The organism is Aeromonas sp. AE23HZ002T15, from assembly GCF_054165525.2.
In genome coordinates, this window is the sequence record NZ_CM201342.1 from 2,314,967 (window position 1) to 2,341,946 (window position 26,980).

Below are 26,980 nucleotides of genomic sequence, written 5' to 3' on the forward strand. Positions count from 1 at the left end.
GCGTTATTGAAGCCTGCGGCTCACTATTTAGCCAGATGAGGCTCAGCCGATGAATTGTCGCACCAGGGTGATGAACTGATCCGGATGGGAGATGAAGGGGGCGTGGGAGGCCTTGTCCAGCACCCGGCTCTGGCTATGGGGGTAGCGCTCGTCCAGCAGCGGTATGCTGGCCTTGGGCACCAGCGAGTCCAGCCGGCCATAGATCCGCAGCCAGGGCAGGCTCAGTGCCGCCAGCTCATCGCGCAGGTCGATATCCGCCAGCAGACCGAGACCCGATTCCAGCGCGGCCAGCTGGGGGGCCGGGCGTTCCGCCAGCCAGTGGCGCAGTTGGCGGATGTCGTCACGGGCGTGCTCGCTGCCCATGGCCTGGATCGCGAGGAAGCGCTCTATGGTCTGCTTGAAATCCCCTGCCAGCATCTGGTTGAAACCGGCCAGCACCTTGGGGGCTATGCCGGGCCACACCTCCCGCGCCATGAAGCAGGGGGAGCTGGCCACGGTGATCAGGGACTGCAACCGCTCTGGCCGGGTCAAGGCCAGCTGGCTCGCCACCAGACCACCGAGGGACCAGCCGAGCAGATGACAGCGCGCCGGCAAGACGGCAGCAACCTGCTCCACCAACCAGGGCAAGGAGTAATCACTGCCTTCCTGCAGGGGACTGTTACCAAACCCCGGCAGATCGATCAGGTGCAGACGATAGTGCTGAGACAGCGCCGGGACTATGCCGTGCCAGACGGCCCCGTTCATCCCCCAGCCGTGCAACAACGCCAGGTCAGGGCCCTGGCCAAACCGTTCAACCGATATGCTCATCTAGACTCAAGATCCTGTGTATCTGCGTGGATGCCCGCATGTTAAAGCGGCTGCTCGGCAAAGCAAGCCCGATCCTCGGCCGCCCCTCCGACTGGCTGGGGCTGTGCCAGCTCTGCCGCCAACCCTGCGATGAGCATCCCCTGCTGTGTCACTGGTGCCGAGCGGCACTGCGTCAACCCCAGTGTCGCTGTCGACTCTGCGCCGCCCCGTTGCCGGAATATATAGAAAAAGCGGAGCGGGTCTGCGGTCGCTGCCAGCACAGGCCGCCCCCCTGGCAGCGGCTGCAGGTGATCGGGGACTATCTGCCCCCCTACCCCCTGCTCATCCCCGGTTTGAAGTACGGGGGCCAGATCCTGCTGGCGCCGCCGCTCGCCCGCGTGCTGGCGGATCACCTGGATCTGGCACAGCCTCCCGAGGTCATACTGCCGGTGCCCCTGCACTGGTGGCGCCAGTGGTGGCGCGGCTTCAACCAGGCGGAGGAGATTGCGCATGCCCTCAACGAGATCACCGGCATCCCCTGTGACACCAGGCTGCTGCGCAGAGCCAAGGCCACCCCGCAGCAGACCCACCTCAACGCGGGTCAGCGTCGGCGCAACCTGCGCGGCGCCTTCCGGATTGCCCCCCACGCCTATCGCCATGTGGTCCTGCTCGACGATGTGGTCACCACGGGGGCCACGGCGGGGCAACTCAGCCGGTTGCTTCGTGAGAGCGGTGTCGAACGGGTGGAGGTGTGGGCGCTCTGCCGCACCCTGAGGCACATCAAATAGGAATACTGAGGGGATAGCGGCCAGATGCGGCTTAGTTGCGGGACTGCCAGGCCAGCGTCGGCGGCGATCTTTCGCCGCGCATCACAAGCTGCCGCCGCCATGCTACCCAAGCCCTGCCAAGAGAGTTATCATGAATACCTTAGTCGTACACTCAGGTTTATGAGGATAGTGATGATCAGCATTTCCGACACCGCCCAGGCCCACTTCCGCAAGTTGCTGGAGAAGCAGCCTGATGGCACCAACATCCGGGTGTTTGTGGTCAATCCGGGAACCCAGAATGCCGAGTGCGGCGTCTCTTACTGCCCACCCGACGCGGTCGATCCGGAAGATCAACACCTGCCCTTCAGCGGCTTCGACTGCCTGGTCGATCCCCTGAGCGCCCCCTTCCTGGTGGACGCCACCATCGACTTCGTCACCGATCAGATGGGCTCCCAGCTCACCCTGAAGGCGCCGAACGCCAAGATGCGCAAGGTGGCCGACGATGCCCCCCTGATCGATCGCATCGAATACGTGCTGATGTCCGAGGTGAACCCCATGCTGGCCGGTCACGGCGGCAAGGTGACCCTGGTCGAGCTGACCGAGGACAAGCTGGCCATCCTGCAGTTCGGCGGTGGTTGCAACGGTTGCTCCATGGTCGACTACACCCTGAAAGAGGGGATCGAGAAGCAGCTGCTGGAGAAATTCCCGGGCGAGCTGAACGGCGTTAAGGATGCCACCGAGCATCAGCGCGGCGATCACTCCTACTATTGATCTCCCCGCCCTGACCATGAAAAAGGCCCTGCCAATTGGCAGGGCCTTTTGCTATCCGGCGCACCGAGCACCATGACGGCTACTCGTCCTTCTTGTCCCGGCTGAGCAGGGCGATGGCGGCCTCTTTCGGGTTCTTCCCCTCGTAGAGTACCTTGAAGATCTGCTCGCAGATGGGCATCTCGACGCCGCAGCGGGCCGCCAGCAGATGCACCTCCTTGGTGTTGCGATAGCCTTCCACCACCTGACCGATCTCGGTCATGGCGGTGTTCACGTCCTTGCCGGCACCCAGTGCCAGGCCGAAGCGGCGGTTGCGGGACTGGTTATCGGTACAGGTCAGCACCAGATCCCCGAGCCCCGCCATCCCCATGAAGGTCTTGGCATCGGCACCGAGGGCGGCGCCGAGGCGCTGCATCTCCACCAGACCCCGGGTGATGAGCGCGGTTCTGGCGTTGGCGCCAAAGCCCAGCCCGTCGGAGAGACCGGCACCGATGGCGATGACGTTCTTGACCGCGCCACCGAGCTGCAGACCGATGAAGTCCGGGTTGGTATAGACCCGGAACGAGCGGCCACAGTGCAGCAGCAGGGAGAGATCGTCGGCGAAGTCGTCGTGGGTCGAGGCGACCGAGATGGCGGTCGGCAGACCGGCGGCCAGCTCGCGGGCGAAGGTCGGGCCCGAGATCACCGCCAGCGGTATATCGTCACCCAGCACCTCGCGGGCCACGTCCTGCAGCAAACGACCACTGTCCGGTTCCAGCCCCTTGGTGGCCCAGGCGATGCGGGTGTCCGGGCGCAGGAAGGGCTTGACCCGGGTCAGCACCTGGCCGAACACATGGCTCGGCACCACCAGCAGCAGCACGGGGGCCGCCTGTACCGCCGCCTGCAGATCCGACGTCAGTTGCAGATCCACGGGGAAGGGCACGTCCGGCAGGAAGGCCTTGTTGCAGCGATCCTGTTCCAGCTCGGCGACGTGGGCGGCATCGTGACCCCACAGCAGGGTCGGATGACCGTTGCGCGCCAGAGAAATGGCAAGGGCGGAGCCGTAAGACCCCGCCCCCAGGACCGAGATAGCGATCTGGTCGGCCATTATCAGGCTTCCGCAGCCGCCTGCTGGGCCTGTGCTTGCGCCATGTGCTGGGCAAACAGGGCATCGAAGTTGACCGGTGCCAGGTTCAGCTGCGGGAAGGAACCCTTGCTCACCAGGTTGGCCACGGCTTCACGGGCGTACGGGAACAGGATGTTCGGGCAGAAGGCGGCCAGGCAGTGAGCCAGCTGGGCTTCCGGCAGGTTGCCGATGGTGAAGATACCGGCCTGCTGCACTTCACACAGGAAGGCGGTCTCGGTTTCCAGCTTGCAGGTCACGGTCAGGGTCAACACCACTTCGTACACGCCGTCGGCCAGGACGTTGGTCTTGGTGTCCATGTCCAGCTTGACGTCCGGTTGCCACTCTTTCTGGAAGATGTGCGGGGTATTCGGCGCTTCGAAAGAGACATCCTTGGTGTAGACGCGCTGGATGTGGAATTCCGGTTGTACTTCCTGGTTGTTGATTTCGTCAGCCATTTCGTTTGATTCCTTTTTAAGAAAATGAGTGGGCGCGGGCCCTTAAATCAGCGTTTTTTGGTCACCGGCAGATTCTCTGCCCGCCATTGGGCCATGCCACCGCTGAGGGTATATACCTGCTTGAAGCCGGCCTTGCTCAGTTGGCGACCCGCACCACCAGCGGTCATCCCCGACTCGCACACCACTATGATGGGGGCGTCTTTGTGCTTTTCAACCGGGCCCAGATTGTTGGCCTGGATCTGGGTGAGGGGCAGATGGTGAGCACCGGCCAGATGACCCTTGGCGAACTCATCCTGACTGCGAATATCCACCACTGTGGCATTTTCACGGTTGATCAGCAGGGTGGCCGCGTGGTTGTTCACCGACTTCACCGGAGACAAACGAGCACGCACAGTGGTGTAGACCAGGGTGCCTGCCAGACCGAACCAGGCTGCGGTCAGCAGCGGGTTGCGGGTCGCAAAATCCAAATACTCTTGCATCTTCTACTATCCAGGGACCAAGACAAGTGCCCGAGTATACATGGGGCCCTTGATAAGATCAGCCACCTTGGCGGTAAAGCGAGAGCAAGCTCCCATCAGGGATTGGCCGCCGTTTGCGGGGAGAAAATGGCGGCCGTCAGGCCATGAAAATCACGAAGTGAATCCCGTGACAGGACGAAAAAACCGATGGGCAGGCAAGCCGGCAACATGCTGAATACAGCGGGGTAACAGTTAAAAACCCAGGCCACAGAGGGACTTGGCTATCAGGTGACTATTTCGGCAGATGTAGTAATATTACGCTAGTTTCAGTTCCCGCAATTCATTCCTATCCGAGAGGACATAGCCTTATGTCAACAGCTAAGAAACCGTTGGTTCTGGTCATCATGGACGGTTGGGGCTACAGCACCAAGCAAGAGTACAACGCCGTCGCTGCCGCCAAGACCCCCAACCTCGACCGCCTCGCCCGTGACTACACCAGCACCCTGATCTCCGGCTCCGGCCTGGACGTGGGCCTGCCCGATGGCCAGATGGGTAACTCCGAAGTGGGTCACGTCAACATCGGCGCCGGTCGCATCGTCTATCAGGAGCTGACCCGCATCTCCAAGGAGATCCAGGACGGTGACTTCTTCCAGAACGTCGAGCTGGCCAAGGCTGTTGACTCCGCAGTGACCAAGGGCAAGGCCGTGCACATCATGGGCCTGATGTCCCCGGGTGGCGTGCACAGCCACGAAGAGCACATCATGGGCATGATCGAGATGGCCGCCAAGCGTGGCGCCGAGCAGATCTACTTCCACGCCTTCCTGGATGGCCGCGACGTGCCACCGCGCTCCGCCCAGTCCTCCATCGAGCTGTTCGACGCCCTGTTCGCCAAGCTGGGCAAGGGTCGTTTCGCCTCCATGATCGGCCGTTACTATTCCATGGACCGCGACAACCGTTGGGATCGCGTGCAGCAAGCCTATGACCTGATGACCCAGGGCAAGGGCGAGTTCACCGCCGACAGCGCCACCGAGGCCCTGGCCAACGCCTATGCCCGCGACGAGAACGACGAGTTCGTCAAGGCTACCCGCATCGGTGCCGCCGCCCCCATGCAGGATGGCGATGCGCTGATCTTCATGAACTTCCGTGCCGACCGTGCCCGCGAGATCACCCGTGCCTTCGTCGACAGCGACTTCACCGGCTTCGCCCGCACCGCCACTCCCAAGCTGAACTTCGTGATGCTGACCGAGTACGCGGCCGACATCAAGACCGCCTGCGCCTATCCGCCCACCGCCCTGGTCAACACCCTGGGTGAATGGCTGGCCAAGCAGGGCAAGACCCAGCTGCGCATCTCCGAGACCGAGAAGTACGCCCACGTCACCTTCTTCTTCAACGGTGGCGAAGAGGCCTGCTTCACCGGTGAGGATCGCGAGATCGTCGCCAGCCCGAAAGTCGCCACCTATGACCTGCAGCCCGAGATGAGCTCTGGCGAGCTGACCGACAAGCTGGTCGGTGCCATCAAGAGCGGCAAGTACGACGTCATCATCTGCAACTACCCGAACGGCGACATGGTCGGCCACACCGGCGTGTTCGATGCGGCCGTCAAGGCCTGTGAAGCGGTCGACCACTGCATCGGTCGCGTCACCGAGGCCCTGGCCGAAGTGGGTGGCGAATGCCTCATTACCGCCGACCACGGCAACGCCGAGAAGATGATGGACGAAGAGACTGGTCAGGCCCATACCGCCCACACCAATCTGCCGGTTCCCCTCATCTACTTCGGTCGCAAGGCCGAGGTAGCTGAAGGCGGCAAACTGTCCGATCTGGCCCCCACCATGCTGACCCTGATGGGTCTGCCTGTGCCGCCGGAAATGACTGGCAAGCCCCTGATGATTCTGAAATAATCCTTCCCCATGCGGGGATGCGAAGTTATTTCAACCAAAACCAGTCGCGTCGGCCTGTTGGCCGGCGCGCTGTTTTTTTGCCTGCTCGGCGGTGCCGGCAAGGCGCAGGCTGCCAATCAGCAGCTTGGGGCCATGCAGAGCGAGATCAAGGCGCAGCAGAAGACCATCAGGCTGAGCAAGCAGGAGCTGGCCAAACTCAACACCCAGCTCAAGGCGGATGAACAGGCCATCTCGGCCGCCGCCGCCAAACTCGATCAGACCAAACTGCAGTTGAAACAGAACCAGCAGAAGCTGGTGAAACTGCAACAGGACAAGCTGGAGCTGGAACGACAGGCCAGCCATCAGAAACAGTTGCTGGCCAAACAGGCGGAGAGTGCCTTCCAGGCGGGCAACCACGACTACCTCAAGCTGCTGCTCAATCAGCAGGATCCGGCCAAACTGAGCCGCGCCCTCGACTACTTCGACTATCTCAACAAGGCCCGTATCGAGGCCATCGAAACCCTGCGCGCGACCCGCACCAAGCTGGCCCACAACCAGCAGGCCACCAGAGAGACCGAGAGCAAGCTGCAGAGCCTGCTCGCCGATCAACAGGCCACCCATCAGAGCCTGCTGGCCAGCCAGCAGAGCCGTGCCACAGTGCGCAACCAGCTGCAGCAATCGGTGCAGGATGACGAGCAGAAGCTGAGCAAGCTGGTAAAGGCGGAGAAGGCCCTCAAGGCCCGGCTGGAAGAGCTGCGCCGGCAGCAGGAAGAGAAGGAGCGGCGCGAGCGGGCGGAGCGGGAACGCCTCGCCAAGCTGAAAGCCGAGCAGGAGCGCCAACGCCGGCTGGAGGCACAGCGCCTGGCCGCCGAGCAGAAGCGCATCGCGGAGCAGCAGCGGATCGCGGCTCAGCAGCGACAAGTCGGCGAGCAGCAACGACTCGCCGCCGAGCAGAAGAGAGTCAGCGAACAGCAGAACAGGGTGGAGCAGCAGCAAGCCGCCGCCCGCAACAGCGCCAAGGCGAGCAATGGCTACGGTGGCCTCAGCACCAACGGCAGCTTGCGCTGGCCGGTGCAGGGCCCCATCCTCATCGCCTACGGCTCGCCGCGCACCGCCGAGCTCAAGTGGAAGGGCACCCTGATCGGCGCCAGTGAAGGCACCCAGGTCAAGGCGGTCGCCCCGGGTCAGGTGGTCTACGCGGACTGGCTGGACGGCTTCGGCATGCTGCTGGTCATCGATCATGGCAAGGGCTACATGAGCCTCTACGGTCACAATCAGTCGCTGCTGCGCCAGGTCGGCCAGAAGGTGGAGCAGGGGGAACCCGTGGCCCTGGTGGGCGACAGCGGCGGCCAGGAGCGATCCGGCCTCTACTTCGAGATCCGCTATCAGGGTGAGGCCATCAATCCCACCAAGTGGCTGGCCAGGCGCTGAGCCATCCCCATTCCATCAAGGACCCGCGTCCCCGATAAAAAAAGCCTGTATGATGCAGGCTTTTTCGATCCGGCGGATGGCCCGGGATGATGAAAACTTACCGAATATTCGGCCTATCCCCCTGTCCCACTCTCCTGCCCATCAGGGGAAGACGATCAGCCCTATCTGCTCCAGCAACCCCTGCTGCTGCTGCTCGCTGATCTGCACCCCATCCAGGTTGACCCGCCGCAGATCCAGCCCGGGCAGATCGCACTGGCGCAGGTCGCAGCCCTGCAGGTTGAAGCTGGTCCAGTCTATTTGCCCGAATTCGGAGCCGATGAGATCCGATCCCGCCAGGGAAGCCCCCAGCAGGTTGGCCCCCTGCCAGCGGTTGCCGCCGAGTTCACACTTCTCCAGCAGGCAGCCCTCGAAGTTGCCGTAGCTGAAGTTGTTGCCCGTCAGGTGCGCCTCGCAGAAGTAGCTCTTCGGGGTGATCTGGTTCGCGAAGCTGGCGTTGGCGAAGTTGATGCCCATGGCCTGGCACTCCCGCAGCTCCAGCCCCAGGCACTGGCTGCGGCTCATGTCCGCCAGGGTGAGATCGCAGCGCAGGAAGCTGGCCTCCCGCAGATCGCAGCCCTGCAACTGGCAGCCCTGCTCGCGCTCCCTGTCGTAGAAGCTGCAGTCGACGAAACGGCTCTCGCTCAGATCCAGCCAGGAGAAGTTGCAGTCGATAAAGCGGCAGTCACTGAAGTCTTCCTCATCCACCTCCCGCTGCTCGAACCGCTTCCCCTCGAAGCGCTTGCCCTTGATCATCGGGATCCTCCTCCCATGGTGTCATATGCTGACTTTGTTGCGCAAAACCGGTAATGTTACCTGTAACATTTTCGCCGGATCCCGAGATGAACGACACCCGCAAGCGCCGCCCCACCCTGCAAGACATCGCCGATCTGACCGGCGTCACCAAGATGACCGTCAGCCGCTATCTGCGGGATCCCCAAGCCGTGGCCGAAGGCACCCGCGAGCGGGTCGCCGCCGCGGTGGAGGCCCTCGGCTACATTCCGAACCGGGCGCCGGAGATCCTCTCCAACGCCACCAGCAAGGCCATCGGCATCCTGATCCCCTCCCTCTCCAACCAGGTCTTCTCCGCCGTGGTGCACGGCATCGAATCGGTGACCCGGCCCGCCGGCTACCAGACCCTGCTGGCCCACTACGGCTACAGCCCCCAGCGGGAGGAGGAGCAGGTTGCCTCCCTGCTCTCCTACAACGTGGATGGCCTCATCCTGTCGGACAGCCAGCACACGGAGCGCACCCGCAAGATGATCGCCACCGCCGGCATCCCCGTGGTGGAGACCATGGATCTGCCCCAGGATCCCATCGACATGGTGGTCGGCATGGATCACAGGGCCGCCGCCCGGGCCATGGTAACAGAGATGCTGCACCGGGGGCGTCGCAAGGTGGTCTATCTGGGGGCTCGGCTCGACGTGCGCACCCAGTTGCGGATGGAGGGCTACTACCAGGCGATGAACGAGGCCGGTCTCGAGGGGCGGCACCTGCTGACCGAACAATCCTCCACCTTCACCCTGGGGGGCCAGTTGCTGGATCAGGCGCTCGCGCGCTATCCGGATCTGGACGGCCTGTTCTGCACCAACGATGACCTGGCGGTGGGGGCCCTGCTGCAGTGCCAGGCCAAGTGGATCCCCGTGCCCCAACAGGTCGCCATCGCCGGCAGCAACGCCCTCGACATCGGCCACGCCATGACCCCCAAGCTCGCCAGCATAGTCACCCCGCGCCAGGCGATAGGCCGCGAGGCGGCGGCCATGCTGCTGGCCCGGCTGAGCGGCCAACCCCAGCCTGAGCGCCGCAGGGATATGGGCTTCTCCCTCTATGAGGGGGAGAGCCTGGGCTAGACGACTCCGGGCCTCGCCCTCTGGGGGAGACATGCGCCCTCACTCCCCTCCGAATAAAAAAACAGGCCACCCCGGGGTGGCCTGTTTGATTTTTCTAAACTGTGAAGGCTTAGCGTTTAACCAATTCAACCGCTTCACGGGAGAGGCGGGTCACCTCGTCCCAGTTGCCGGCCTTGACCGCGTCAGCCGGCAGCATCCAGGAGCCGCCGACGGTAGCCACGCATTTCAGCGCCAGATAGTCGGCCACGTTCTTCGGGCCTATGCCGCCGGTGGGGCAGAATTTCACCTGGGGCAGGGGCGCCGCGATGGCGGACAGCGCCTTGGTGCCACCGTTCGCCTCGGCCGGGAAGAATTTCAGGTGGTCGTAGCCTGCCTCCAGCGCCTGCATCACCTCGGACGGCGTCGCCACCCCGGGGATCAGCGGCGCCGTGCTCTGGGCCGCGTGGGCCAGCAGGGCCGGGGTCATGCCCGGGGAGATGACGAAGCGGGCACCGGCGGCCACGGCGGCGTCAAACTGGGCGCAGTTGAGCACAGTCCCCGCACCCACCATGGCTTCTGGCATCTCGCGGGCGATGAGGGCGATGGCGTCCAGCGCCACCGGGGTGCGCAGGGTGATCTCGAATACCGAGATGCCGCCGGCCAGCAGCGCCTTGGCCATGGGCAGGGCCTGCTCCAGGTCGCTGATGACCATCACGGGAACCAGGGGGGAGGCGGCAAACACCTCGGCGGGAGTCACTTTCCAGTTTTGCATAGCTCTTCCTTAATCAAAGATGGTGGCGCCACACTCGGCGCTCGATACCGCGCGACGCATCACGCTGAACAGTTCACGACCCCAACCCTCTTGCTCCAGGGTCAGGTCAATCTCGGCCTGAGTGCGGCCACTCAAGTCGGTCAGGCAATCCAAGCGGCCGGTCTCGGCATCCACCCGCAGCAGATCCCCGTCTCGCAGCAGGCCGATGGCACCGCCGTGCAGGGCTTCCGGGGTGACGTGGATGGCGGCCGGGATCTTGCCGGAGGCGCCGGAGAGGCGGCCGTCGGTGACCAGGGCCACCTTGTGACCCGCCTTCTGCAGGTTGCCGAGCACCGGCATCAGCTTGTGCAGCTCCGGCATGCCGTTGGCAGCCGGGCCGTTGTGACGCACGACGATGACCGCATCCTGATTGAGATCCCCGGCCTTGTAGGCCGCCTCCACGGCATGCTGGGAGGAGAATACCCGGGCAGGGGCCTCGATGACGCGGTATTCCGGTGCCACGGCGGAGACCTTGACCACGGCGCGACCCAGGTTGCCCGCCAGCAGCTTGGTGCCGCCGGTGGCCTGGAATACGGAGCCTGAGGGGGACAAGACGCTGGGATCCTGGCTCTCCCCCACCGGCTGCCACACCAGCTCGCCATCCCGCAGTTGCGGACGGCTGAGGTAATCCTCCATCTCGCCGAAGGTCGGGGTGGCATCCATGTGGATCAGCCCCTCCTGGGCCAGACGACGCATCAGACCCGGCACGGCGCCGGCCTGCTCGAAAGCGTTCACGTCCGCCGGGCCGTTCGGGTACATACGCACCAGCAGCGGCACCACGTCGGAGAGGTCGCTCAGGTCATCCCAGGTCAGCTCCAGGCCGGCGGCCCGGGCCAGCGCCACCATGTGGATGCTGTGGTTGGTGCTGCCACCTGAGGCGAGCAGGGCCACCAGGCCGTTCACCAGGGCGCGCTCGTCCAACACCTGACAGAGGGGGCGATAGGCCGGGGAGCCCGGGATCATGGCGCTGATGCGACGGGCCGCCTCGGCGGTCAGGGCCTGGCGCAACTCGCTGTGCGGGTGCACGAAGGCGGAACCCGGCAGCATCAGGCCCATAGCCTCGAACACCAGCTGGTTGGTGTTGGCGGTGCCGTAGAAGGTGCAGGTGCCGGCCGAGTGGTAGGCGCCGCACTCCATCTTGAGCAGGGCGTCGCGACCCACCTCGCCGGCGGCGTACTGCTGGCGCACCTTCACCTTCTCGTCGTTGCTGATACCGCTGGCCATGGGGCCGGCGGGGACGAAGGCGGTGGGCAGGTGGGCATGGGAGAGCGCCCCCATGATCTGGCCCGGGGCTATCTTGTCGCAGATGCCGAGCAGCAGGGTGGCGTCGAAGGTGTTGTGGGACAGCGACAACGCCGTAGCCTGGGCGATGAGATCCCGGGAGAAGAGGGACATGTCCATCCCAGGCTGCCCCTGGGTGACGCCGTCGCACATGGCGGGCACGCCGCCGGCGACCTGGGCACTGTGGCCCAGCTCCGCCAGCACCGCCTTGATCTGGTCCGGATAGCCCTGATAGGGCTGATGGGCGCTCAGCATGTCGTTGTAGGCGGTGACTATGCCGACGTTGGCACGGGTCATGTCGAGGATACGCCCCTTCTCGTCACAGCTGGAAGCCGCCACGGCGTGGGCCAGGTTGCCGCAGGCCAGGGCGGCGCGGGTCTTGCCCTGCTCGGCCTGGCGCTGGATGCGGGCCATGAAGGCGGCGCGGCGGGCGCGGCTGCGCTCGCGAATGCGGTCGGTGACGCTGGAAATTACCTGATGGATCATTGGGCTTGCTCCAATGCTGTGACGGCGCGATCAACCACCTGTTCGAAGGTTCCGTCTATATCGATATGGAATACCCCGGCCTCGCCATCCGGCCGCTCCAGGGTATCAAACTGGCTCTGCACCATGCCTTCACGCATGAAGTGGCCCTTGCGGGCGCGCATCCGCTCGAGGATCAGGGGCTGGCTGCCGTCGAGGAACAGGAAATGCACCGAGTCGTTGCCCTCGCGGATCTGATCCCGGTACTGCTTCTTGAGGGCGGAGCAGACGATCACCCCCAGCTCGTTCTTCTGCTCGAGGCTGTAAGCCGCATCACGGATCCGCTCGAGCCAGGGAGCGCGATCCTCATCGTTGAGGGGATTGCCCCCCGCCATCTTCTGGATATTGGCGCGGGGGTGCAAGTCATCACCGTCGATGAACTTGGCGCCGAGGAGTTGGGCCACCCGAAGGCCGACGCTGGACTTGCCGCTACCACACACACCCATCACGATAATGCTCTTACCCGCCATTGTTTGACCTCTATCTCATTTTTCAAAAAACGTGCTGTCGATGGGTTCTAACTTAGCACGTTACCGGTAACATGTTACCGGTAACAACGAGAAATGTGAAGTCTGCCACAGACTGGACACACTCGGCCAGCCCCGCCATCACGGGTTGGTGAGTGAAAAAATAAATATAAATAAATCATGTAGATATGCTTGCTGCCCGCGCACCAGGCTATCGCTATCGAACTTGGAATAAGGAACGCATAACAATGTCAGACCTCTCCCTGATCATGACGGCAGCCGGCTCCATAGTGCTGCTGCTCTTTCTGGTGATGAAGGCCCGCCTGCACGCCGTCGTCTCCCTCATCTTGGTCTCCATGGTCGCCGGCCTCGCCGCCGGCATGAACCCGGCCGAGATCGCCGCCACCATCCAGAAAGGGATGGGAGGCACCCTCGGCTTCGTGGCCGTAGTGGTGGCGCTTGGCGCCATGTTCGGCAAGGTCATGGAAGTGACCGGCGCCCTCGACCGGGTCGCCCACACCCTGCTCGGCACCTTCGGCGTCAAGCGCGCCAACTGGGCCATGACGCTCACCGGCTTTGTATGCGCCCTGCCGCTCTTCTTCGACGTGGCCGTGGTTCTGCTGATCGGGGTCGCCTTCGCCATCGTCCGCCGCGGCGGCGGCAGCGTGGTGAAAATAGGCATCGCCCTGCTGGCGGGCATCGCCACCTGCCAGGCCTTCCTCATTCCCGCCCCGGGCCCCATCCTGGTGGCCTCCCAGCTGGGGGCCGACTTCGGCTACATGATACTGTTCGGCCTGGTCGCCGCCATTCCGGCCATGATCCTAGCGGGCCCGCTGTTTGGCCAGCTGATCAGCAAGGTCGTGGACGTGCCGCTCCCCGCCGATGCCCAGAACAGCATTCACGACGACAGCAAGACACTGCCCTCCTTCGGGCTGGCCATGGGCCTCATCGGCCTGCCGCTGCTGCTGATCGGCCTCAAGACCATCGTCAGCCGCTTCGTGGAGGCGGGTTCCACCCTGCACGACTGGCTGGAGTTCATCGGCCACCCCTTCACCGCCATCATGGTCGCCTGCCTGGCCGCCTTCTATCTGCTGGGGGTGCGTCGCGGCATGTCCCGTGACGAGGTGATGAACGTCTGCAACAGCGCCATCCAGCCTGCCGGCGTCATCATCCTGGTGACGGGTGCCGGCGGCGTGTTCAAGCAGGTGCTGGTGGATTCCGGCGTCGGCGCCGCCCTCGGCAACACCCTGGCGGACTCCGGCCTGCCCATAGTCGCGCTGGCCTTCATCCTGGCCGCCGCGGTGCGGGTCATCCAGGGCTCCGCCACCGTCGCCATGCTGACCGCCTGCGGCCTGGTACTGCCCATGCTGGAGCCCCTTGGCCTCAATGGTGCCCAGCTGGCCGCCATCACCATCGCCATCGGCGGCGGTGCCATCGTCTTGTCCCACGTCAACGACTCCGGCTTCTGGCTGGCCAACCGCTACCTCGGTCTCAGCGAGAAGCAGACCCTGCAGACCTGGACCGTGATGGAGACCATCATAGGCACCACGGGTGGGGTCATGGCGATGATCATCTACAGTTTCCTGTAAGGCAGCGACCCATCGAAAAGGCCTCCCATGTGAGGCCTTTTCAACTTCTTGATGATTCTTTTACTTTGGCTGAGGGAGTGAGGTTGCTAGAATCGCCTATTCATTGCCCCGAGTGGAACGCTTAACCCCGTGATTTCAGGTTTCTCTATGCATTCATCGGCACATTATCGACAGTCGCTGACACGTTTGCCCCAGATCGCGGTCTCCGCCGATCAGTTTCAGGTACTCAGCAGCGCCAAGGAATTCAAGAGCCGGATCCTCTCCCTCATCGCCGGCGCGACTCAGCGCATCTATCTGATCGCGCTCTACCTGCAAGACGATGAGGCGGGACGGGAGATCCTCTCCGCTCTCTATGCCGCCAAGCAACGCAACCCGGCCCTCGACATCAAGGTCTTCGTCGACTTCCATCGCGCCCAGCGCGGCCTCATCGGCAAGGGCAAGCAGGGTGGTAACCACCTGATGTATCAGGAGATGGCCGCCCGCCACGAGCACCCGATCGAGATCTACGGTGTGCCGGTGAAGGGGCGTGAGCTGCTCGGGGTCTTGCACCTCAAGGGCTTCATCTTCGACGACACCCTGCTCTACTCGGGCGCCAGCCTGAACGACATCTACCTGCACCAGCAGGATCGCTACCGCTTCGACCGCTATCACCAGATCCGCAGCCAGGCGCTGACCCGCAGCATGGTCAACTACGTGGACGATGTCTTCCTGCGCAGCGACGCCGTCCAGCGGCTGGATCGCACCGGCATCCCGGGTGCCAAGCAGCTGAAGGGGCAGATCCGCCGCTTCAAGCAGGCCCTGCGCACCAGTCAGTACCGCTTCGAGACCATACTGCCCAACAGCCAGGAGGTGGCCGTCACCCCCATGGCAGGCCTGGGCAAGCGCGGCAACCAGCTGAACCGGATGATCCGCAACCTGGTGCGGGCCACCGATCGCGAGATCTTCATCTGCACCCCCTACTTCAACCCCCCCAAGGAGTTGAACAAGGATGTGGAGGCGCTGCTCAAGCGCGGCTGCAAGGTGACCATAGTGGTCGGCGACAAGACGGCGAACGACTTCTTCATCCCGCCGGAGGAGAAGTTCTCCACCATAGGCGGCCTGCCCTATCTGTACGAGACCAACCTGCGCAAGTTCGCCGAGCGCAACCAGCGCCACATCGACAGCGGCCGTCTCAACCTGATGCTCTGGTGCTGCGAGAAGAACTCCTATCACCTCAAGGGGATCTTCGTGGACGAGGAGTGGGCACTGCTCACCGGCAACAACCTCAACCCCCGCGCCTGGGCGCTGGATCTGGAGAACGGCCTGCTGGTGCACGATCAGCACCATCACCTGCGGGCGCGCTTCGCCGAGGAGCGGGAGAACATCCTGGCCCATACCCGTCGCATCAGCCGCTTCGATCAGATAGAGCAGATCCAGGACTACCCGGATCAGGTACGCAAGCTGCTGGCCCGGATCCACAGGGTCAAGGCCCATCTGCTGCTCAAGCGCATCATCTAGGTCAGCACACCAGCCGCTGACGGGTCAGAGCGCATTATCCAGGGTGCGAAGCGCGCCCCGTCTCGCCCCCCTCAAAGGCCTGCCGATCTCGGCAGGCCTTTGTCATTCATGGCGCGCCCCCGTCACACCCGGGCAAGGCGCGGCTTGCATCGCAACATCAATAACCCCTATCATCTGGACATATTTACAGTGTTTCCGGGCATCTAATTGATGAAATTGGATAAAATCTCCCTCGACAGCCTCAAGGGCGTCGGCAGCAAGATGCTGGAGAAACTCGAACGGCTGGGACTCGCCACCGTGCAGGACCTGCTGTTCCACCTCCCCTTGCGTTACGAGGATCGCACCCAGGTGTGGCCCATCGGCGATCTGCCGCCGGGTCTGCACGGCGCGGTCGAGGGGGAGATCCAGGATACCCAGCTGGTCATGGGTCGCCGCCGCATGCTGGTGTGCCGCATCAGCGACGGCACCGGCACCCTGACCCTGCGCTTCTTCAATTTCACCGCCGCCCAGAAGAACAGCCTGGCCCAGGGCCGCCTACTCCGCTGCTTCGGCGAGGTGCGCCCCGGCAAATACGGGCTGGAGATGGCCCACCCCGAGTACAAGCTGCTCGGCGAGGAGCAGGCCGGCCAGACCGAGGAGGCCCTCACCCCCGTCTACCCCACCACGGAGGGCTTGCGCCAGCTGACCCTGCGCAGCCTCACCGATCAGGCCCTAGCCCAGCTCGATCTCTATGGGGTGGAGGAGCTGCTGCCCGCCGGCCTCTATCCGCACCAGATCGAACTCGCCGCCGCCCTGCGCCTGCTGCACCGGCCGCCCCCCTCGGTGGCGCTGGCACTGCTCGAGAGCGGCCAGCATCCGGCCCAGCAGCGGCTGGTGCTCGAAGAGCTGCTGGCCCACAACCTGTCGGTGCTCAAAGTCCGAGCCCAGGCCCAGACCCAGCTCGCCCGCGCCCTCAAGCCCGCCCCCACCCTGGTCAAGCAGCTGCTCGGCGCCCTGCCGTTCAAGCCGACCGGGGCCCAGAACCGGGTGGTGGCGGAGATCAGCCAGGACTTGCAGCGCACCTATCCCATGATGCGGCTGGTGCAGGGGGACGTTGGCTCCGGCAAGACGCTGGTGGCGGCGCTCGCGGCCCTGCAGGCCATCGGCAACGGCTGCCAGGTGGGGCTGATGGCGCCGACCGAACTGCTGGCCGAGCAACATGCCATCAACTTCGCGAACTGGCTGGAGCCGCTCGGCATCCAGGTCGGCTGGCTGGCGGGCAAGCAGAAGGGCAAGGCGCGGGAAGAGGCGCTCGCCGCCATTGCCGATGGCAGCGTCAAGATGGTGGTGGGCACCCACGCCATCTTCCAGGAGCAGGTGGTATTCCAGCGTCTGGCCCTGGTCATCATCGATGAACAGCACAGGTTCGGGGTGCACCAGCGCCTCGCCCTGCGGGAGAAGGGGGAACGGGAGGGGGTTCATCCCCATCAGCTGATCATGACCGCCACCCCCATACCCCGCACCCTGGCCATGACCGCCTACGCGGATCTCGACACCTCCGTCATCGACGAGCTGCCGCCTGGGCGCACCCCCATCACCACGGTCGCCCTGCCGGACAGCCGTCGCGGCGACGTGATCGAGCGGGTCAGGCTGGCCTGCGAGGAGGGCAAGCAGGCCTACTGGGTCTGCACCCTGATCGAGGAGTCCGAGGTGCTGGAGTGCCAGGCCGCCGAGGACACAGCCGCCGAGCTGCAGGCCAAATTGCCCGGCCTGCACATCGGCCTGGTGCACGGTCGCATGCGCCCCATCGAGAAGCAGCGGGTGATGGAGGAGTTCAAGGCCGGCATACTGCAACTGCTGGTCGCCACCACAGTCATCGAGGTGGGGGTGGACGTGCCGAATGCCAGCCTGATGATCATCGAGAACCCGGAGCGGCTCGGGCTGGCCCAGCTGCACCAGCTGCGCGGCCGGGTCGGCCGGGGATCCGTCGCCTCCCACTGCGTGTTGCTCTACCACGCCCCCCTCTCCAAGACGGCCCAGAGCCGGCTCGGGGTATTGAGAGAGACCAATGACGGCTTCCTCATCGCCCAGCGGGATCTGGAGCTGCGGGGCCCGGGGGAACTGCTCGGCACCCGCCAGACCGGGCTCGCGGATCTCAAGATAGCGGACCTGGTGCGGGATCAGCCGCTCATCCCCCAGGTACAGAAGATGGCTCGCTTCTTGATGGACAGGCATCCCAGCCATGTCGATCCCCTGATCCGACGCTGGCTCGGCCTGCGAGATCACTATTCCAACGCCTGACGACACCCCGAGGGAGGAAAAGCACCGATGAATTCCTGGCTACGCGCCCTGCTCTATCTGTTTGCCTTCCTGTTGCTGTTCGTCTGGGTGGGTCTCGGCCTGTTCGATGCCGAGCGCGCCAAAGGCCCCATCGCCAACTGGCTGAGCCAGCAGACCGGGGTGCAGGTCAGCATAGGCCGGCTGGTGTTCAACCCGCTCCACCCCTACACATTGCTGGCGGAGCAGGTGCACTACGGGGACGCGGTGCAACTGGACAAGATCTACCTGGAGATAGACAAGATCGACTGGCTGAACCGGGACGTGCGCATCGCGCATCTCGACCTCATCCGCCCCATCATCAAGCTGCCGCTCCCCAACCAGCTGCCCACCCTGCCGGTACGTTCGCTGACCATCGGCGACAGCACCATAGACAACCTCAGCCTGCTGAGCCCGGATCTCACCCTGCGCGGTCTGAGCGCCACCCTGAGCGACTGGGAACTGATCGATCCCAAGCGCCAGCCCCAGGCCAACCTGACCCTCGGCATCAATCAGCTGGAGATCCCCCAGCTCACCCTGGCCCGCCTCAGCCTGAAGGGTAGGCTGGAGGGCCAGGTGCTCAGCACCGACAAGCTGACCACCAATCTGTTCGACGGCCTGCTGGAGACCGGCATGGTACTCAACTGGCCGGAACGCAGCCTGCAGTTGCACGATCTCAAGGCCCGCGCCCTGCGGGTCGAGCTCGGCGACATACCGGAGGGTGAGTTCCCCCTGCGCAAGATCAGTCTGGATCGGGGCCAGTTCGAGCAGAGCAGTGTCAACGCCATCGGCCAGGAGATCGCCCTCAACAACTTCAGCGGCCAGCTGACCGGTTTCGACTGGCAGGCCGGCAGCCGCCCAAGCGGCTACCTCAGCGGCACCCTGGCCGACTTCGGCCGCGGCCTGTTCCAGTTGGAGCAGATCAAGGGGCGGCTCGCCTTCTCCCCCCAGCAATACGATGCCGAGCTGCAGGGCAAGGCCTACGAGGGGGTGTTCAACCTGGAGCTGGCGCTGGACCCGGATCTGCAACGGCTGACCCTCAAGGAGATGAGCCTGAGCGGCATGGACATCAGTCTGCCGGACGGTTGGTGGCAGGATTGGCAGGGCTGGCGCCCCCGGCAGATCGACGTGCGCAAGCTGACGTTCGACCGGCTGAAGGTACTCTCCTTCGACGACGCCCTGCCGCTGTCCCTGACCGGCTGGCAGCTCTACCTGACCGACCTCAGCCTGCGCGGCAGCCAGCCTGGCCCCCTGCTGGGCCGTGCCAGGATGGAGAGCAAGTGGTTCGAACTGGTGTGGGACGGTCTCAACGCCCGCAACGGCGAGCTGGACGGGGAGCTCACCCCCAGCGCCTGGCAGCTCAACAAGCTGACCAGCACCCTGCCGGACGAGGGCTCCCTCACCCTGAGCGGCCAGTGGGGCAAGGAGCCGGGCCAGAACAGCAGCCTGCAGCTGCAGGGCAAGCAGCTGGATCTGGAGCAGTGGAACAAGCTGCTGCACCCCAGCTCTCCATCACCGGTTTCGCTGGCGGGCAAGCTGGACATCAACACCGATCTGCAGGCCGTCGTGGGGGAGACCCCGGACAGCTGGCGCAGCACCCTGCAGGGCAGTCTGAGCCTGGATGCCAAGGACCCCTTCTGGGACAAGGTCGCCATCGATCCCCTGCTGGACGAGTGGTTCAAGGGAGCCCAGCCGCCGACCCTGACGCCGGAGGCGTTGTGGCAGGCGCTGCAGAAGGGGGACACCCCCTTCTACCGCGTCAAGTTGCAGGCCAAGGCAGAGCAAGGCCAACTCAAGATCGAGCAGGCCGGCGCCTCCACCATCACCCACCTGCTCGCCCTTCGGGGTGGGGTGGATCTCGCCAAGGGGGAGTGGCAGCTGGACCTCGGGGTGCTGAACAAGCAGCGCTGCGCCGAGCTGCTGGCCCAGTGGCGCGGCCCCCTCGATACCCCGACCCTGGGGTGGGGCTTCCCGAGCGGGCAGAGCGAGTGCGGCTGGGATCCCGGCGTGCGCTACCCGGCCCAGGGCAGCAGCAGCCCGCTCTGGCGGCCAGTGCAGCCCAAACCGGCGCCACAGGCGGCAACGCAATAAACGAACAAGGCCTCATCACGAGGCCTTGTTGCTATGGGTAATACAGGTTCGGCGATGCTATTAGCCGCGCTTGATGGGCTGCACCACGTACTGGCCGGCGAACTCCACCGCCAGTTTGCGACCGCTGAACAGCTGCACCCGCAGGCTGAATTTGGCGGACTCCTTGTTCTTGAGGGGATCGAGCACGGCGGGCATGCCTTCACGGGCCACCCTGGCCTCCGGCTCCTCGCTCACCGGCCTGTAGTATTTGATGTTCCCCTCCGCGAGGACTATGTCCCCCCCGAGCCCGGCCTCTTTCAATTGCAGCCAGATGAGGCCCCAACCCGCCAGCACACACTGGCTGTAGATGCTGCCGGCGAACATGGTGTCGTGCACGTTGAGGTTGGCCGCCAGGTTGGCCTTGAGGTGGAAAGTCTGGCCGTCGTAATGGGTGATGTGGACTCCCATCTTCTCGCTGATGGGGATGCCCCGAGACCAGCGGGTGGTGAGATCCTGACACCACTCCGGCCGGTACTGGATGGTCTGCAGCGGGCTCAGGGACTTGATCATCTGGCGATGGGGGATACGGCCGAAGGAGACGGGACCTTCCCCCACCTCCAGGAAGCCGCAGCGACGATAGAACTCCACCGCCTCCTGGCGGGCGTTCATCACCAGCCGCTTCACCTTCTCGTCCCGGGCCAGCTGTTCGAGATCCTCCACCATGCGCGCCCCCAGCCCCTGGCCCCGGTACTCGGGCCGCAGCGCCATGAAGCGGATCTGGGCCTCGTCACCGCCGACGAACAGGCGACCGACGGCGATGGGGGTACCGTCCTCGGTCAGCATCAGGCGGTGGATGGCGACGGTGTCGTATTCGTCCCGCTCGGAGCCGACGGGCAGATTGAAGGGCTTGCGCAACAGCTCCCAGCGTAGCTTGTAGTAAGCATCCAGCTCGGCTGCCGTTTGGGGGGTGACCACCCGGTACATAGATACATCCTTGAGTTACACTGGTCGAAATCCATCTTGCCGTGCAAATTCATGGACTTCAATCTGCAAGCGTACCAAGCCGATCACTTATTGCACCTCAGCGTCAAACCCGAACGCCGCCTCAGCATCCTGGAAAACAAGCAACACCGCTGGCTGGAGATGGACGGCGTGGTGCAGTCGGCCATGAGCCTGGCCGAGCCTGGCAGCCTCTGCCTGCCCCATCAGCAGAGCATCGCCGAACGGCTGCCCGCACGGGCGAGCCGGATCCTGGAGCTCGGGCTCGGCGGCGGGGATCTCACCCGCCATCTGGCAGCACGCTGGCCCGAGGCACGGCACGATTGCGTGGATCTGGACGCCGAGATCCTCACCCTGTTCCAGCAGTTCTTTCAACCATTGGCACTGCGGGCTCCGCGGCTGCACCAGGCCGATGCACTCCACTTCCTGCTCCAGAGTCGTGAGCGCTATGATCTGGTACTGCTGGATCTGTTCAGCCAGGACGGCAACCCGCTGCTGCTGTTCCAGGCCCCCCTCTATCAGGCCCTGGCCCAGCGCCTCGAGGGCACCCTCATCGTCAACCTGCTGCCGCGCACCCGTCTCGAGCAGGATCAGGCCCTGCGGCTGGCCCGGGAGTGGATCGGTCCCACCGAGGCCCATGCCGTGCCCGGTTACCACAACGTGATTTTGCACTGCCGCCGCCAGCATCCCTAGGATCGGCCGCCGATCCGCCGAGGGAGGCCGCCGACACCTCGACAGTTTTTCAGGCATGCAACCAGAAGGTCACCGGGCCGTCGTTGAGCAGTCTCACCTTCATGTCGGCGGCGAAACGGCCGGTCTCGGTCGGCAGACCGCCCGCCCGCGCCCTGGCGACGAAATACTCATACAACCGCTCGGCCTCCACCGGATGGGCGCCGCCGGAGAAGCTCGGCCGCATCCCCTTGCCGGTATCCGCCGCCAGGGTGAACTGGGAGACGACCAGCAGACTGCCGCCGGCCTGGCTCACGTTGAGGTTCATCTTGCCGTTCTCGTCGGAGAAGATGCGATAACCGCTCACCTTGTGCAGCAGCTTGTCGGCCTTGGCCTCGTCATCCCCCTGCTCCACCCCGAGCAGCACCAGCAGGCCCCCGTCTATGGCCCCCACCACCTCGCCGTCCACCGTCACGCTGGCCTCGGCAACCCGTTGGATCAATGCAATCACCCGCGACTCCTCTGTCTGTGGGAAAGAAACGACCGCCAGAAGGCGGTCGTTGATGTTAGCAATAAGGGATGGGGTCAGGCCAATGTCTCGGCACGACGCCCATAGGGACGTGCGGGCTTAGCCCAGCTCCTCGGCTCCCGGCTTCTCGTACTCCCCGAGGCAGGCGGTGGTCTCGGCACCGAGCAGTATCACCAGCCAGCTCAGATAGACCCAGACGAACAGGATCGGAATGGTCGCCAGGGCGCCGTAGATGGCCTGATAGGAGGGGAAGTTGGTGATATAGATGGCGAAACCGCGCTTGGCCAGCTCGAACAGGGTGGCCGCCACCAGGGCGCCGATGAAGGCGTGGGTCAGCCGCACCTTGCAGTTCGGCACGACCGTGTAGATCAGCAAAAAGGTAAGCACTGAGAACAGGAACGGCAGGCTGCGCAGCAACAGGTAGCCGGCACCGAACAGGCTGTCGGCGGCAAACAGCTTGAGGGACAGGATATAGGAGGAGATGGCGAGGCTGGCGCCGATGAGCACGGGCCCCAGGGTCAGGATCATCCAGTACATGGCGAAGGCCTGGGCCAGGGGACGGTTCTGGGTGGAGCGCCAGATGTAGTTGAGGTTCTTGTCGATGGCCGAGATCAGCATCAGGGCCACCACGATCAGGGCGCCTATGCCCACCGCCGTGGTGTTGGTGGCATTGGCCACGAAGCCGTCTATGTACTCCTTGAGCATCTCGCCGGCGGTGGGCACGAAGTTGTGGTAGACGAACTGCTCCATCCCCTGTTTCAGGCTCTGGAACACCGGGAAGGCGGACATCATACCGAACACCACGGCGATCATGGGAACCAGGGAGAGCAGGGTCACATAAGCCAGGTAGCCGGCGGTGACGGTCAACCTGTCCTGCTGGAAACGGCCCCAGACAAAGTGGGCGAAGTGGCTACCATCGTGGCGCAAGAAGGAGAGAGCATGGCCCAGACGGCCACGAATTTTCTGCAACATCGCAATTCTCGAACAATTCATCATGGGGATATTGTGTCAGATAGGGTGGCCATTTGGCCACCTGCCTGCCCTCCTGACCCGTCAGAGCCGTGGATGCAGGGATCTGGCGCCCATAAAAAAAGAGGCCATAAGGCCTCTCTTTGGTCTGTCGATGAACAGATATCAAGCACGACCGGCGCGCTTGCGATCCATCTCGGTCAGCAGCTTCTTGCGGATACGGATCGCCTTGGGGGTGATCTCGACCAGCTCGTCGTTGTCGATGAACTCGAGGGCCTGTTCCAGGGTCATGCGGATCGGCGGAGTCAGCACCTGGGCTTCGTCGGTACCGGAGGCACGCATGTTGGTCAGCTGTTTGCCCTTCAGGCAGTTGACGGTCAGGTCGTTGGAGCGGGAGTGGATACCGATCACCTGGCCTTCGTACACCTCGGTCGCGTGACCGATGAACAGACGACCGCGATCTTGCAGGCCGAACAGGGCGAAGGTCAGCGCCTTGCCGGTGGCGTTGGAGATCAGCACGCCGTTCTGGCGCTCACCGATGCTGCCACCCTTGTGCGGACCGTAGTGGTCGAAGGTGTGGTACAGCAGACCGGTACCGGAGGTCATGGTCAGGAACTCGGTCTGGAAGCCGATCAGGCCACGGCTCGGGATCATGAAGTCCAGACGGACACGGCCCTTGCCATCCGGGGTCATGTTGGTCATCTCGCCCTTACGCAGGCCGAGTTGCTCCATCACGGAACCTTGGTGGATCTCTTCCACGTCGACCGTAACGGTTTCGAACGGTTCTTGCAGAACGCCGTCAACGGTGCGCAGGATAACTTCCGGACGGGATACGGCCAGCTCGTAACCTTCGCGACGCATGTTTTCGATCAGGATGGACAGGTGCAGTTCACCACGGCCGGAGACGCGGAACTTGTCCGGATCTTCGGTCTCTTCCACGCGCAGGGCCACGTTGTGGACCAGCTCCTGGTTCAGACGCTCCAGGATGTTGCGGGAGGTCACGAACTTGCCTTCTTTACCGGCGAACGGGGAAGTGTTGACCTGGAAGGTCATGTTCACGGTCGGCTCGTCGACGGAGAGCGGCGGCAGGGCTTCGACGGCGTTGTTGTCACAGACGGTGTCGGAGATCTTCAGCTCACCCAGGCCGGTGATGGCGATGATGTCGCCCGCTTGCGCGTCGGCCACTTCGGTACGGGAAAGACCCAGGTAACCCAGCACCTGACCGACCTTGCCGGTACGGCTCTTGCCGTTGGCACCGACTATGGTGACCTGCTGGTTGGTCTTGACGCGACCACGGGTGATGCGGCCGATACCGATAACACCGACGTAGGAGTTGTAGTCCAGCTGGGAGATCTGCATCTGGAAACCGCCGTCGGCGTCAGCCTTGGGGGCTTCCACGTTGTCGACGATGGCCTGGAACAGGGGTTCCATGTTCTCGGACGGCACGTCCTGATCCATGGTGGCCCAGCCGTTCAGTGCAGAGGCGTAGACAACCTTGAAGTCCAGCTGCTCATCGGTGGCACCCAGGTTGTCAAACAGGTCGAATACCTGATCCATTACCCAGTCAGGACGAGCACCCGGACGGTCGATCTTGTTGATGACCACGATCGGCTTCAGACCCTGGGCGAACGCCTTCTGGGTCACGAAACGGGTTTGCGGCATCGGGCCGTCGACGGCGTCGACCAGCAGCAGCACGGAGTCAACCATGGACAGTACGCGCTCAACCTCACCACCGAAGTCGGCGTGACCCGGGGTATCAACGATGTTGATGCGGTAGTCGTTCCAGCGGATCGCAGTGTTCTTGGCGAGAATGGTGATGCCACGTTCCCGTTCCAGATCATTGGAGTCCATGATCCGTTCCTGACCTTCGCTGGTGCGATCCAGAGTGCCGGATTGCTGCAGCAGCTTATCAACCAGAGTCGTTTTGCCGTGGTCAACGTGCGCAATAATCGCAATATTGCGTAAATTCTCTAACATTCTCGCCTCAAATCACCGGGTAAAATTGGGCGCTAATTGTACTCTCGCCTTTGTGATCTGCCTAGCAGAATTGCAGACCATTCGTGCACAACAGGGGATCAGGATCATAGACCCCGGGTGAAAAGCCTGCTTAGATGGCGTTGGAACGCTGGCGCACCACATTGGTGCACCAAAACGATCCAAGGTTGCACCACTATGAGGCGCAACTCTGCACGAGAGCGGGTGACCCGACAGCCTGAAACGGTGCAAATGCCCTGAAATCAAGCTGTCACAAACTTGGCACGATACTGGCTTATGTGAATGTGACGACGCATTCACCCAAAGAGTTTTAACACCGGAGGTTACTTAGCATGTCAGCCCAGAACGTTTTGGCCCTGATCCAGGAACACGAAGTCAAGTTTGTTGATCTGCGCTTTACCGACACCAAGGGTAAAGAACAGCACGTATCCATTCCTTCCCATCAGGTCGATGAAGACTTCTTCGAAGATGGCAAGATGTTCGATGGTTCCTCCATCGGCGGCTGGAAGGGCATCAATGAGTCTGACATGGTGCTGATGCCGGACCCGGCCTCCGCCAAGCTGGATCCCTTCACCGAAGAGACCACCCTGAACATCGTCTGTGACGTGCTCGAGCCCGCCACCATGCAAGGCTACGACCGCGATCCGCGCTCCATCGCCAAGCGTGCCGAAGATTTCCTGAAGTCCAGCGGCATCGCCGACACCGTGCTGTTCGGGCCGGAGCCGGAATTCTTCATGTTCGACAACATCACCTTCTCCAACACCATGGGCCACAGCTTCGTGAAGATCGAATCCGAAGAAGCGGCCTGGAACTCGGGTACCGACTACGAGCACGGCAACAAGGGTCACCGTCCCTTCGTCAAGGGTGGCTACTTCCCGGTTGCGCCGGTTGACTCCTCCCAGGACATCCGTGCCGCCATGTGTCTGGTGCTGGAAGAGATGGGTCAGGTGGTCGAGGCGCACCACCACGAAGTGGCAACCGCCGGTCAGAACGAGATCGCGACCCGCTTCAACACCCTCACCCTGAAGGCTGACGAAGTGCAGGTGCTGAAGTACGTGATCCACAACGTGGCCCACGCCTACAACAAGACAGTCACCTTCATGCCGAAACCCATGTTCGGTGACAACGGCTCCGGCATGCACTGCCACCAGTCCCTGGCCAAGAACGGCGTCAACCTGTTCGCCGGCGACCTGTACGGCGGTCTGTCCGAGATGGCGCTGCACTACATCGGCGGCATCATCAAGCACGCCAAGGCCATCAACGCCTTCGCCAACCCGACCACCAACTCCTACAAGCGTCTGGTACCGGGCTACGAAGCACCGGTCATGCTGGCCTACTCCGCCCGCAACCGCTCCGCCTCCATCCGCATCCCGGTAGTACCGAGCCCGAAAGCCCGTCGTATCGAGGTTCGCTTCCCGGATCCGGCTGCCAACCCCTACCTGGCCTTCGCCGCCCAGCTGATGGCCGGTCTGGACGGTATCATCAACAAGATCCATCCGGGCGATGCCATGGACAAGAACTTGTATGACCTGCCGCCGGAAGAAGCCGCCGAAGTGCCGACCGTTGCCGGCTCTCTGGATGAAGCCCTGTCCGCCCTGGACGCGGATCGCGAGTTCCTGACCCGCGGTGGCGTGTTCAGCGACGACTTCATCAACTCCTACCTGGAGCTGAAGCAGCAGGACGTGGACCGCGTACGCATGACCCCGCACCCGCTGGAGTTCGAGCTGTACTACTCCGTCTAATTGGGTGTCCTCGCGTCATCATGATGAAAACCC

23 protein-coding genes are annotated in these 26,980 nt (G+C 63.6%); 11 read left to right on the plus strand and 12 right to left on the minus strand.

What is annotated here, in order from left to right; translation table 11 throughout:
- Nucleotides 1-42 precede the first annotated feature (42 nt).
- A complete protein-coding gene (gene bioH, locus ACT5M9_RS10770) occupies nt 43-807 on the minus strand; it encodes a pimeloyl-ACP methyl ester esterase BioH (RefSeq protein WP_457982668.1) in 765 nt (254 codons plus the stop codon).
- A 38-nt stretch (nt 808-845) separates the two neighbouring features.
- On the opposite strand from bioH, the gene ACT5M9_RS10775 reads away from it, so the two are divergent.
- A complete protein-coding gene (locus tag ACT5M9_RS10775) occupies nt 846-1,574 on the plus strand; it encodes a ComF family protein (RefSeq protein WP_457982669.1) in 729 nt (242 codons plus the stop codon).
- Nucleotides 1,575-1,745: 171 nt separating this feature from the next.
- A complete protein-coding gene (nfuA, locus tag ACT5M9_RS10780) occupies nt 1,746-2,324 on the plus strand; it encodes a Fe-S biogenesis protein NfuA (RefSeq protein ID WP_011704302.1) in 579 nt (192 codons plus the stop codon).
- A gap of 79 nt (nt 2,325-2,403) precedes the next feature.
- Here nfuA and gpsA read toward each other — a convergent pair whose 3' ends face one another.
- The 3 genes from gpsA to ACT5M9_RS10795 are packed head-to-tail and all read right to left on the minus strand — an operon-like array spanning nt 2,404 to nt 4,360.
- The gene (gene gpsA, locus ACT5M9_RS10785) at nt 2,404-3,408 is read right to left on the minus strand and encodes an NAD(P)H-dependent glycerol-3-phosphate dehydrogenase (protein ID WP_457982671.1); all 1,005 of its coding nucleotides are present in this window, start codon (nt 3,406-3,408) and stop codon (nt 2,404-2,406) included.
- A 2-nt stretch (nt 3,409-3,410) separates the two neighbouring features.
- Nucleotides 3,411-3,881 (minus strand): protein-export chaperone SecB, encoded by a 471-nt coding sequence (gene secB / locus ACT5M9_RS10790; protein WP_438550514.1) that lies wholly within the window; start codon nt 3,879-3,881, stop codon nt 3,411-3,413.
- A gap of 47 nt (nt 3,882-3,928) precedes the next feature.
- Nucleotides 3,929-4,360, minus strand: a complete 432-nt coding sequence (locus ACT5M9_RS10795) for a rhodanese-like domain-containing protein (protein ID WP_457982672.1) — start codon at nt 4,358-4,360, stop codon at nt 3,929-3,931.
- Nucleotides 4,361-4,707: 347 nt separating this feature from the next.
- On the opposite strand from ACT5M9_RS10795, the gene gpmM reads away from it, so the two are divergent.
- Together gpmM and ACT5M9_RS10805 are read left to right on the plus strand one after the other, a co-directional pair.
- Nucleotides 4,708-6,237: a 2,3-bisphosphoglycerate-independent phosphoglycerate mutase gene (gene gpmM, locus ACT5M9_RS10800; protein ID WP_457982673.1), complete on the plus strand. Its 1,530-nt coding sequence runs from the start codon at nt 4,708-4,710 to the stop codon at nt 6,235-6,237.
- 9 nt (nt 6,238-6,246) lie between these two features.
- Nucleotides 6,247-7,647, plus strand: coding sequence for a peptidoglycan DD-metalloendopeptidase family protein (locus ACT5M9_RS10805; protein ID WP_457982674.1), 1,401 nt, complete (start codon nt 6,247-6,249; stop codon nt 7,645-7,647).
- 141 nt (nt 7,648-7,788) lie between these two features.
- On the opposite strand, the gene ACT5M9_RS10810 is transcribed toward ACT5M9_RS10805, so the two are convergent.
- Nucleotides 7,789-8,439: a Qnr family pentapeptide repeat protein gene (locus ACT5M9_RS10810; protein WP_457982676.1), complete on the minus strand. Its 651-nt coding sequence runs from the start codon at nt 8,437-8,439 to the stop codon at nt 7,789-7,791.
- An 86-nt stretch (nt 8,440-8,525) separates the two neighbouring features.
- Here ACT5M9_RS10810 and ACT5M9_RS10815 point away from each other — a divergent pair, with 86 nt between their 5' ends.
- Nucleotides 8,526-9,533: a substrate-binding domain-containing protein gene (locus ACT5M9_RS10815; RefSeq protein ID WP_457982677.1), complete on the plus strand. Its 1,008-nt coding sequence runs from the start codon at nt 8,526-8,528 to the stop codon at nt 9,531-9,533.
- A gap of 109 nt (nt 9,534-9,642) precedes the next feature.
- On the opposite strand, the gene ACT5M9_RS10820 is transcribed toward ACT5M9_RS10815, so the two are convergent.
- The 3 genes from ACT5M9_RS10820 to ACT5M9_RS10830 are packed head-to-tail and all read right to left on the minus strand — an operon-like array spanning nt 9,643 to nt 12,596.
- Entirely contained in the window at nt 9,643-10,284 is a 642-nt protein-coding gene (locus ACT5M9_RS10820; RefSeq protein WP_457982678.1) for a bifunctional 4-hydroxy-2-oxoglutarate aldolase/2-dehydro-3-deoxy-phosphogluconate aldolase, read from the minus strand.
- Nucleotides 10,285-10,293: 9 nt separating this feature from the next.
- Nucleotides 10,294-12,090, minus strand: coding sequence for a phosphogluconate dehydratase (gene edd, locus ACT5M9_RS10825; protein ID WP_457982680.1), 1,797 nt, complete (start codon nt 12,088-12,090; stop codon nt 10,294-10,296).
- A complete protein-coding gene (locus ACT5M9_RS10830; protein WP_457982681.1) occupies nt 12,087-12,596 on the minus strand; it encodes a gluconokinase in 510 nt (169 codons plus the stop codon). Before ACT5M9_RS10830 ends, edd begins: the two co-directional genes overlap by 4 nt.
- A gap of 245 nt (nt 12,597-12,841) precedes the next feature.
- Here ACT5M9_RS10830 and gntU point away from each other — a divergent pair, with 245 nt between their 5' ends.
- The 4 genes from gntU (at nt 12,842) to ACT5M9_RS10850 (ending at nt 20,065) form a co-directional block, all read left to right on the plus strand.
- Nucleotides 12,842-14,182 carry a gluconate transporter gene (gene gntU / locus ACT5M9_RS10835; protein ID WP_438550523.1) on the plus strand — a complete coding sequence of 447 codons (1,341 nt, stop codon included), beginning with the start codon at nt 12,842-12,844 and terminating at the stop codon, nt 14,180-14,182.
- Nucleotides 14,183-14,329: 147 nt separating this feature from the next.
- Entirely contained in the window at nt 14,330-15,679 is a 1,350-nt protein-coding gene (pssA, locus tag ACT5M9_RS10840; RefSeq protein ID WP_457982682.1) for a CDP-diacylglycerol--serine O-phosphatidyltransferase, read from the plus strand.
- Between the two features lie 210 nt (nt 15,680-15,889).
- Nucleotides 15,890-17,959 (plus strand): ATP-dependent DNA helicase RecG, encoded by a 2,070-nt coding sequence (recG, locus tag ACT5M9_RS10845; protein WP_457982683.1) that lies wholly within the window; start codon nt 15,890-15,892, stop codon nt 17,957-17,959.
- A gap of 27 nt (nt 17,960-17,986) precedes the next feature.
- Nucleotides 17,987-20,065 carry an AsmA family protein gene (locus tag ACT5M9_RS10850; protein WP_457982684.1) on the plus strand — a complete coding sequence of 693 codons (2,079 nt, stop codon included), beginning with the start codon at nt 17,987-17,989 and terminating at the stop codon, nt 20,063-20,065.
- Between the two features lie 60 nt (nt 20,066-20,125).
- Here the strand turns inward: ACT5M9_RS10850 and ACT5M9_RS10855 are convergent, their stop codons facing one another.
- Nucleotides 20,126-21,028, minus strand: coding sequence for a bifunctional GNAT family N-acetyltransferase/hotdog fold thioesterase (locus ACT5M9_RS10855; protein ID WP_457982685.1), 903 nt, complete (start codon nt 21,026-21,028; stop codon nt 20,126-20,128).
- Nucleotides 21,029-21,079: 51 nt separating this feature from the next.
- Between ACT5M9_RS10855 and ACT5M9_RS10860 the strand changes: the two genes are divergently transcribed.
- Nucleotides 21,080-21,736 (plus strand): spermidine synthase, encoded by a 657-nt coding sequence (locus ACT5M9_RS10860; RefSeq protein ID WP_457982686.1) that lies wholly within the window; start codon nt 21,080-21,082, stop codon nt 21,734-21,736.
- A gap of 49 nt (nt 21,737-21,785) precedes the next feature.
- Here ACT5M9_RS10860 and dtd read toward each other — a convergent pair whose 3' ends face one another.
- The 3 genes from dtd to typA form a co-directional block, all read right to left on the minus strand.
- The gene (dtd, locus tag ACT5M9_RS10865; RefSeq protein WP_457982687.1) at nt 21,786-22,223 is read right to left on the minus strand and encodes a D-aminoacyl-tRNA deacylase; all 438 of its coding nucleotides are present in this window, start codon (nt 22,221-22,223) and stop codon (nt 21,786-21,788) included.
- Between the two features lie 117 nt (nt 22,224-22,340).
- The gene (locus ACT5M9_RS10870; RefSeq protein ID WP_457982688.1) at nt 22,341-23,213 is read right to left on the minus strand and encodes a virulence factor BrkB family protein; all 873 of its coding nucleotides are present in this window, start codon (nt 23,211-23,213) and stop codon (nt 22,341-22,343) included.
- 162 nt (nt 23,214-23,375) lie between these two features.
- Nucleotides 23,376-25,187, minus strand: coding sequence for a translational GTPase TypA (typA, locus tag ACT5M9_RS10875; protein ID WP_349920624.1), 1,812 nt, complete (start codon nt 25,185-25,187; stop codon nt 23,376-23,378).
- A 350-nt stretch (nt 25,188-25,537) separates the two neighbouring features.
- Here typA and glnA point away from each other — a divergent pair, with 350 nt between their 5' ends.
- Nucleotides 25,538-26,947 carry a glutamate--ammonia ligase gene (glnA, locus tag ACT5M9_RS10880; RefSeq protein WP_349920623.1) on the plus strand — a complete coding sequence of 470 codons (1,410 nt, stop codon included), beginning with the start codon at nt 25,538-25,540 and terminating at the stop codon, nt 26,945-26,947.
- Nucleotides 26,948-26,980 lie beyond the last annotated feature (33 nt).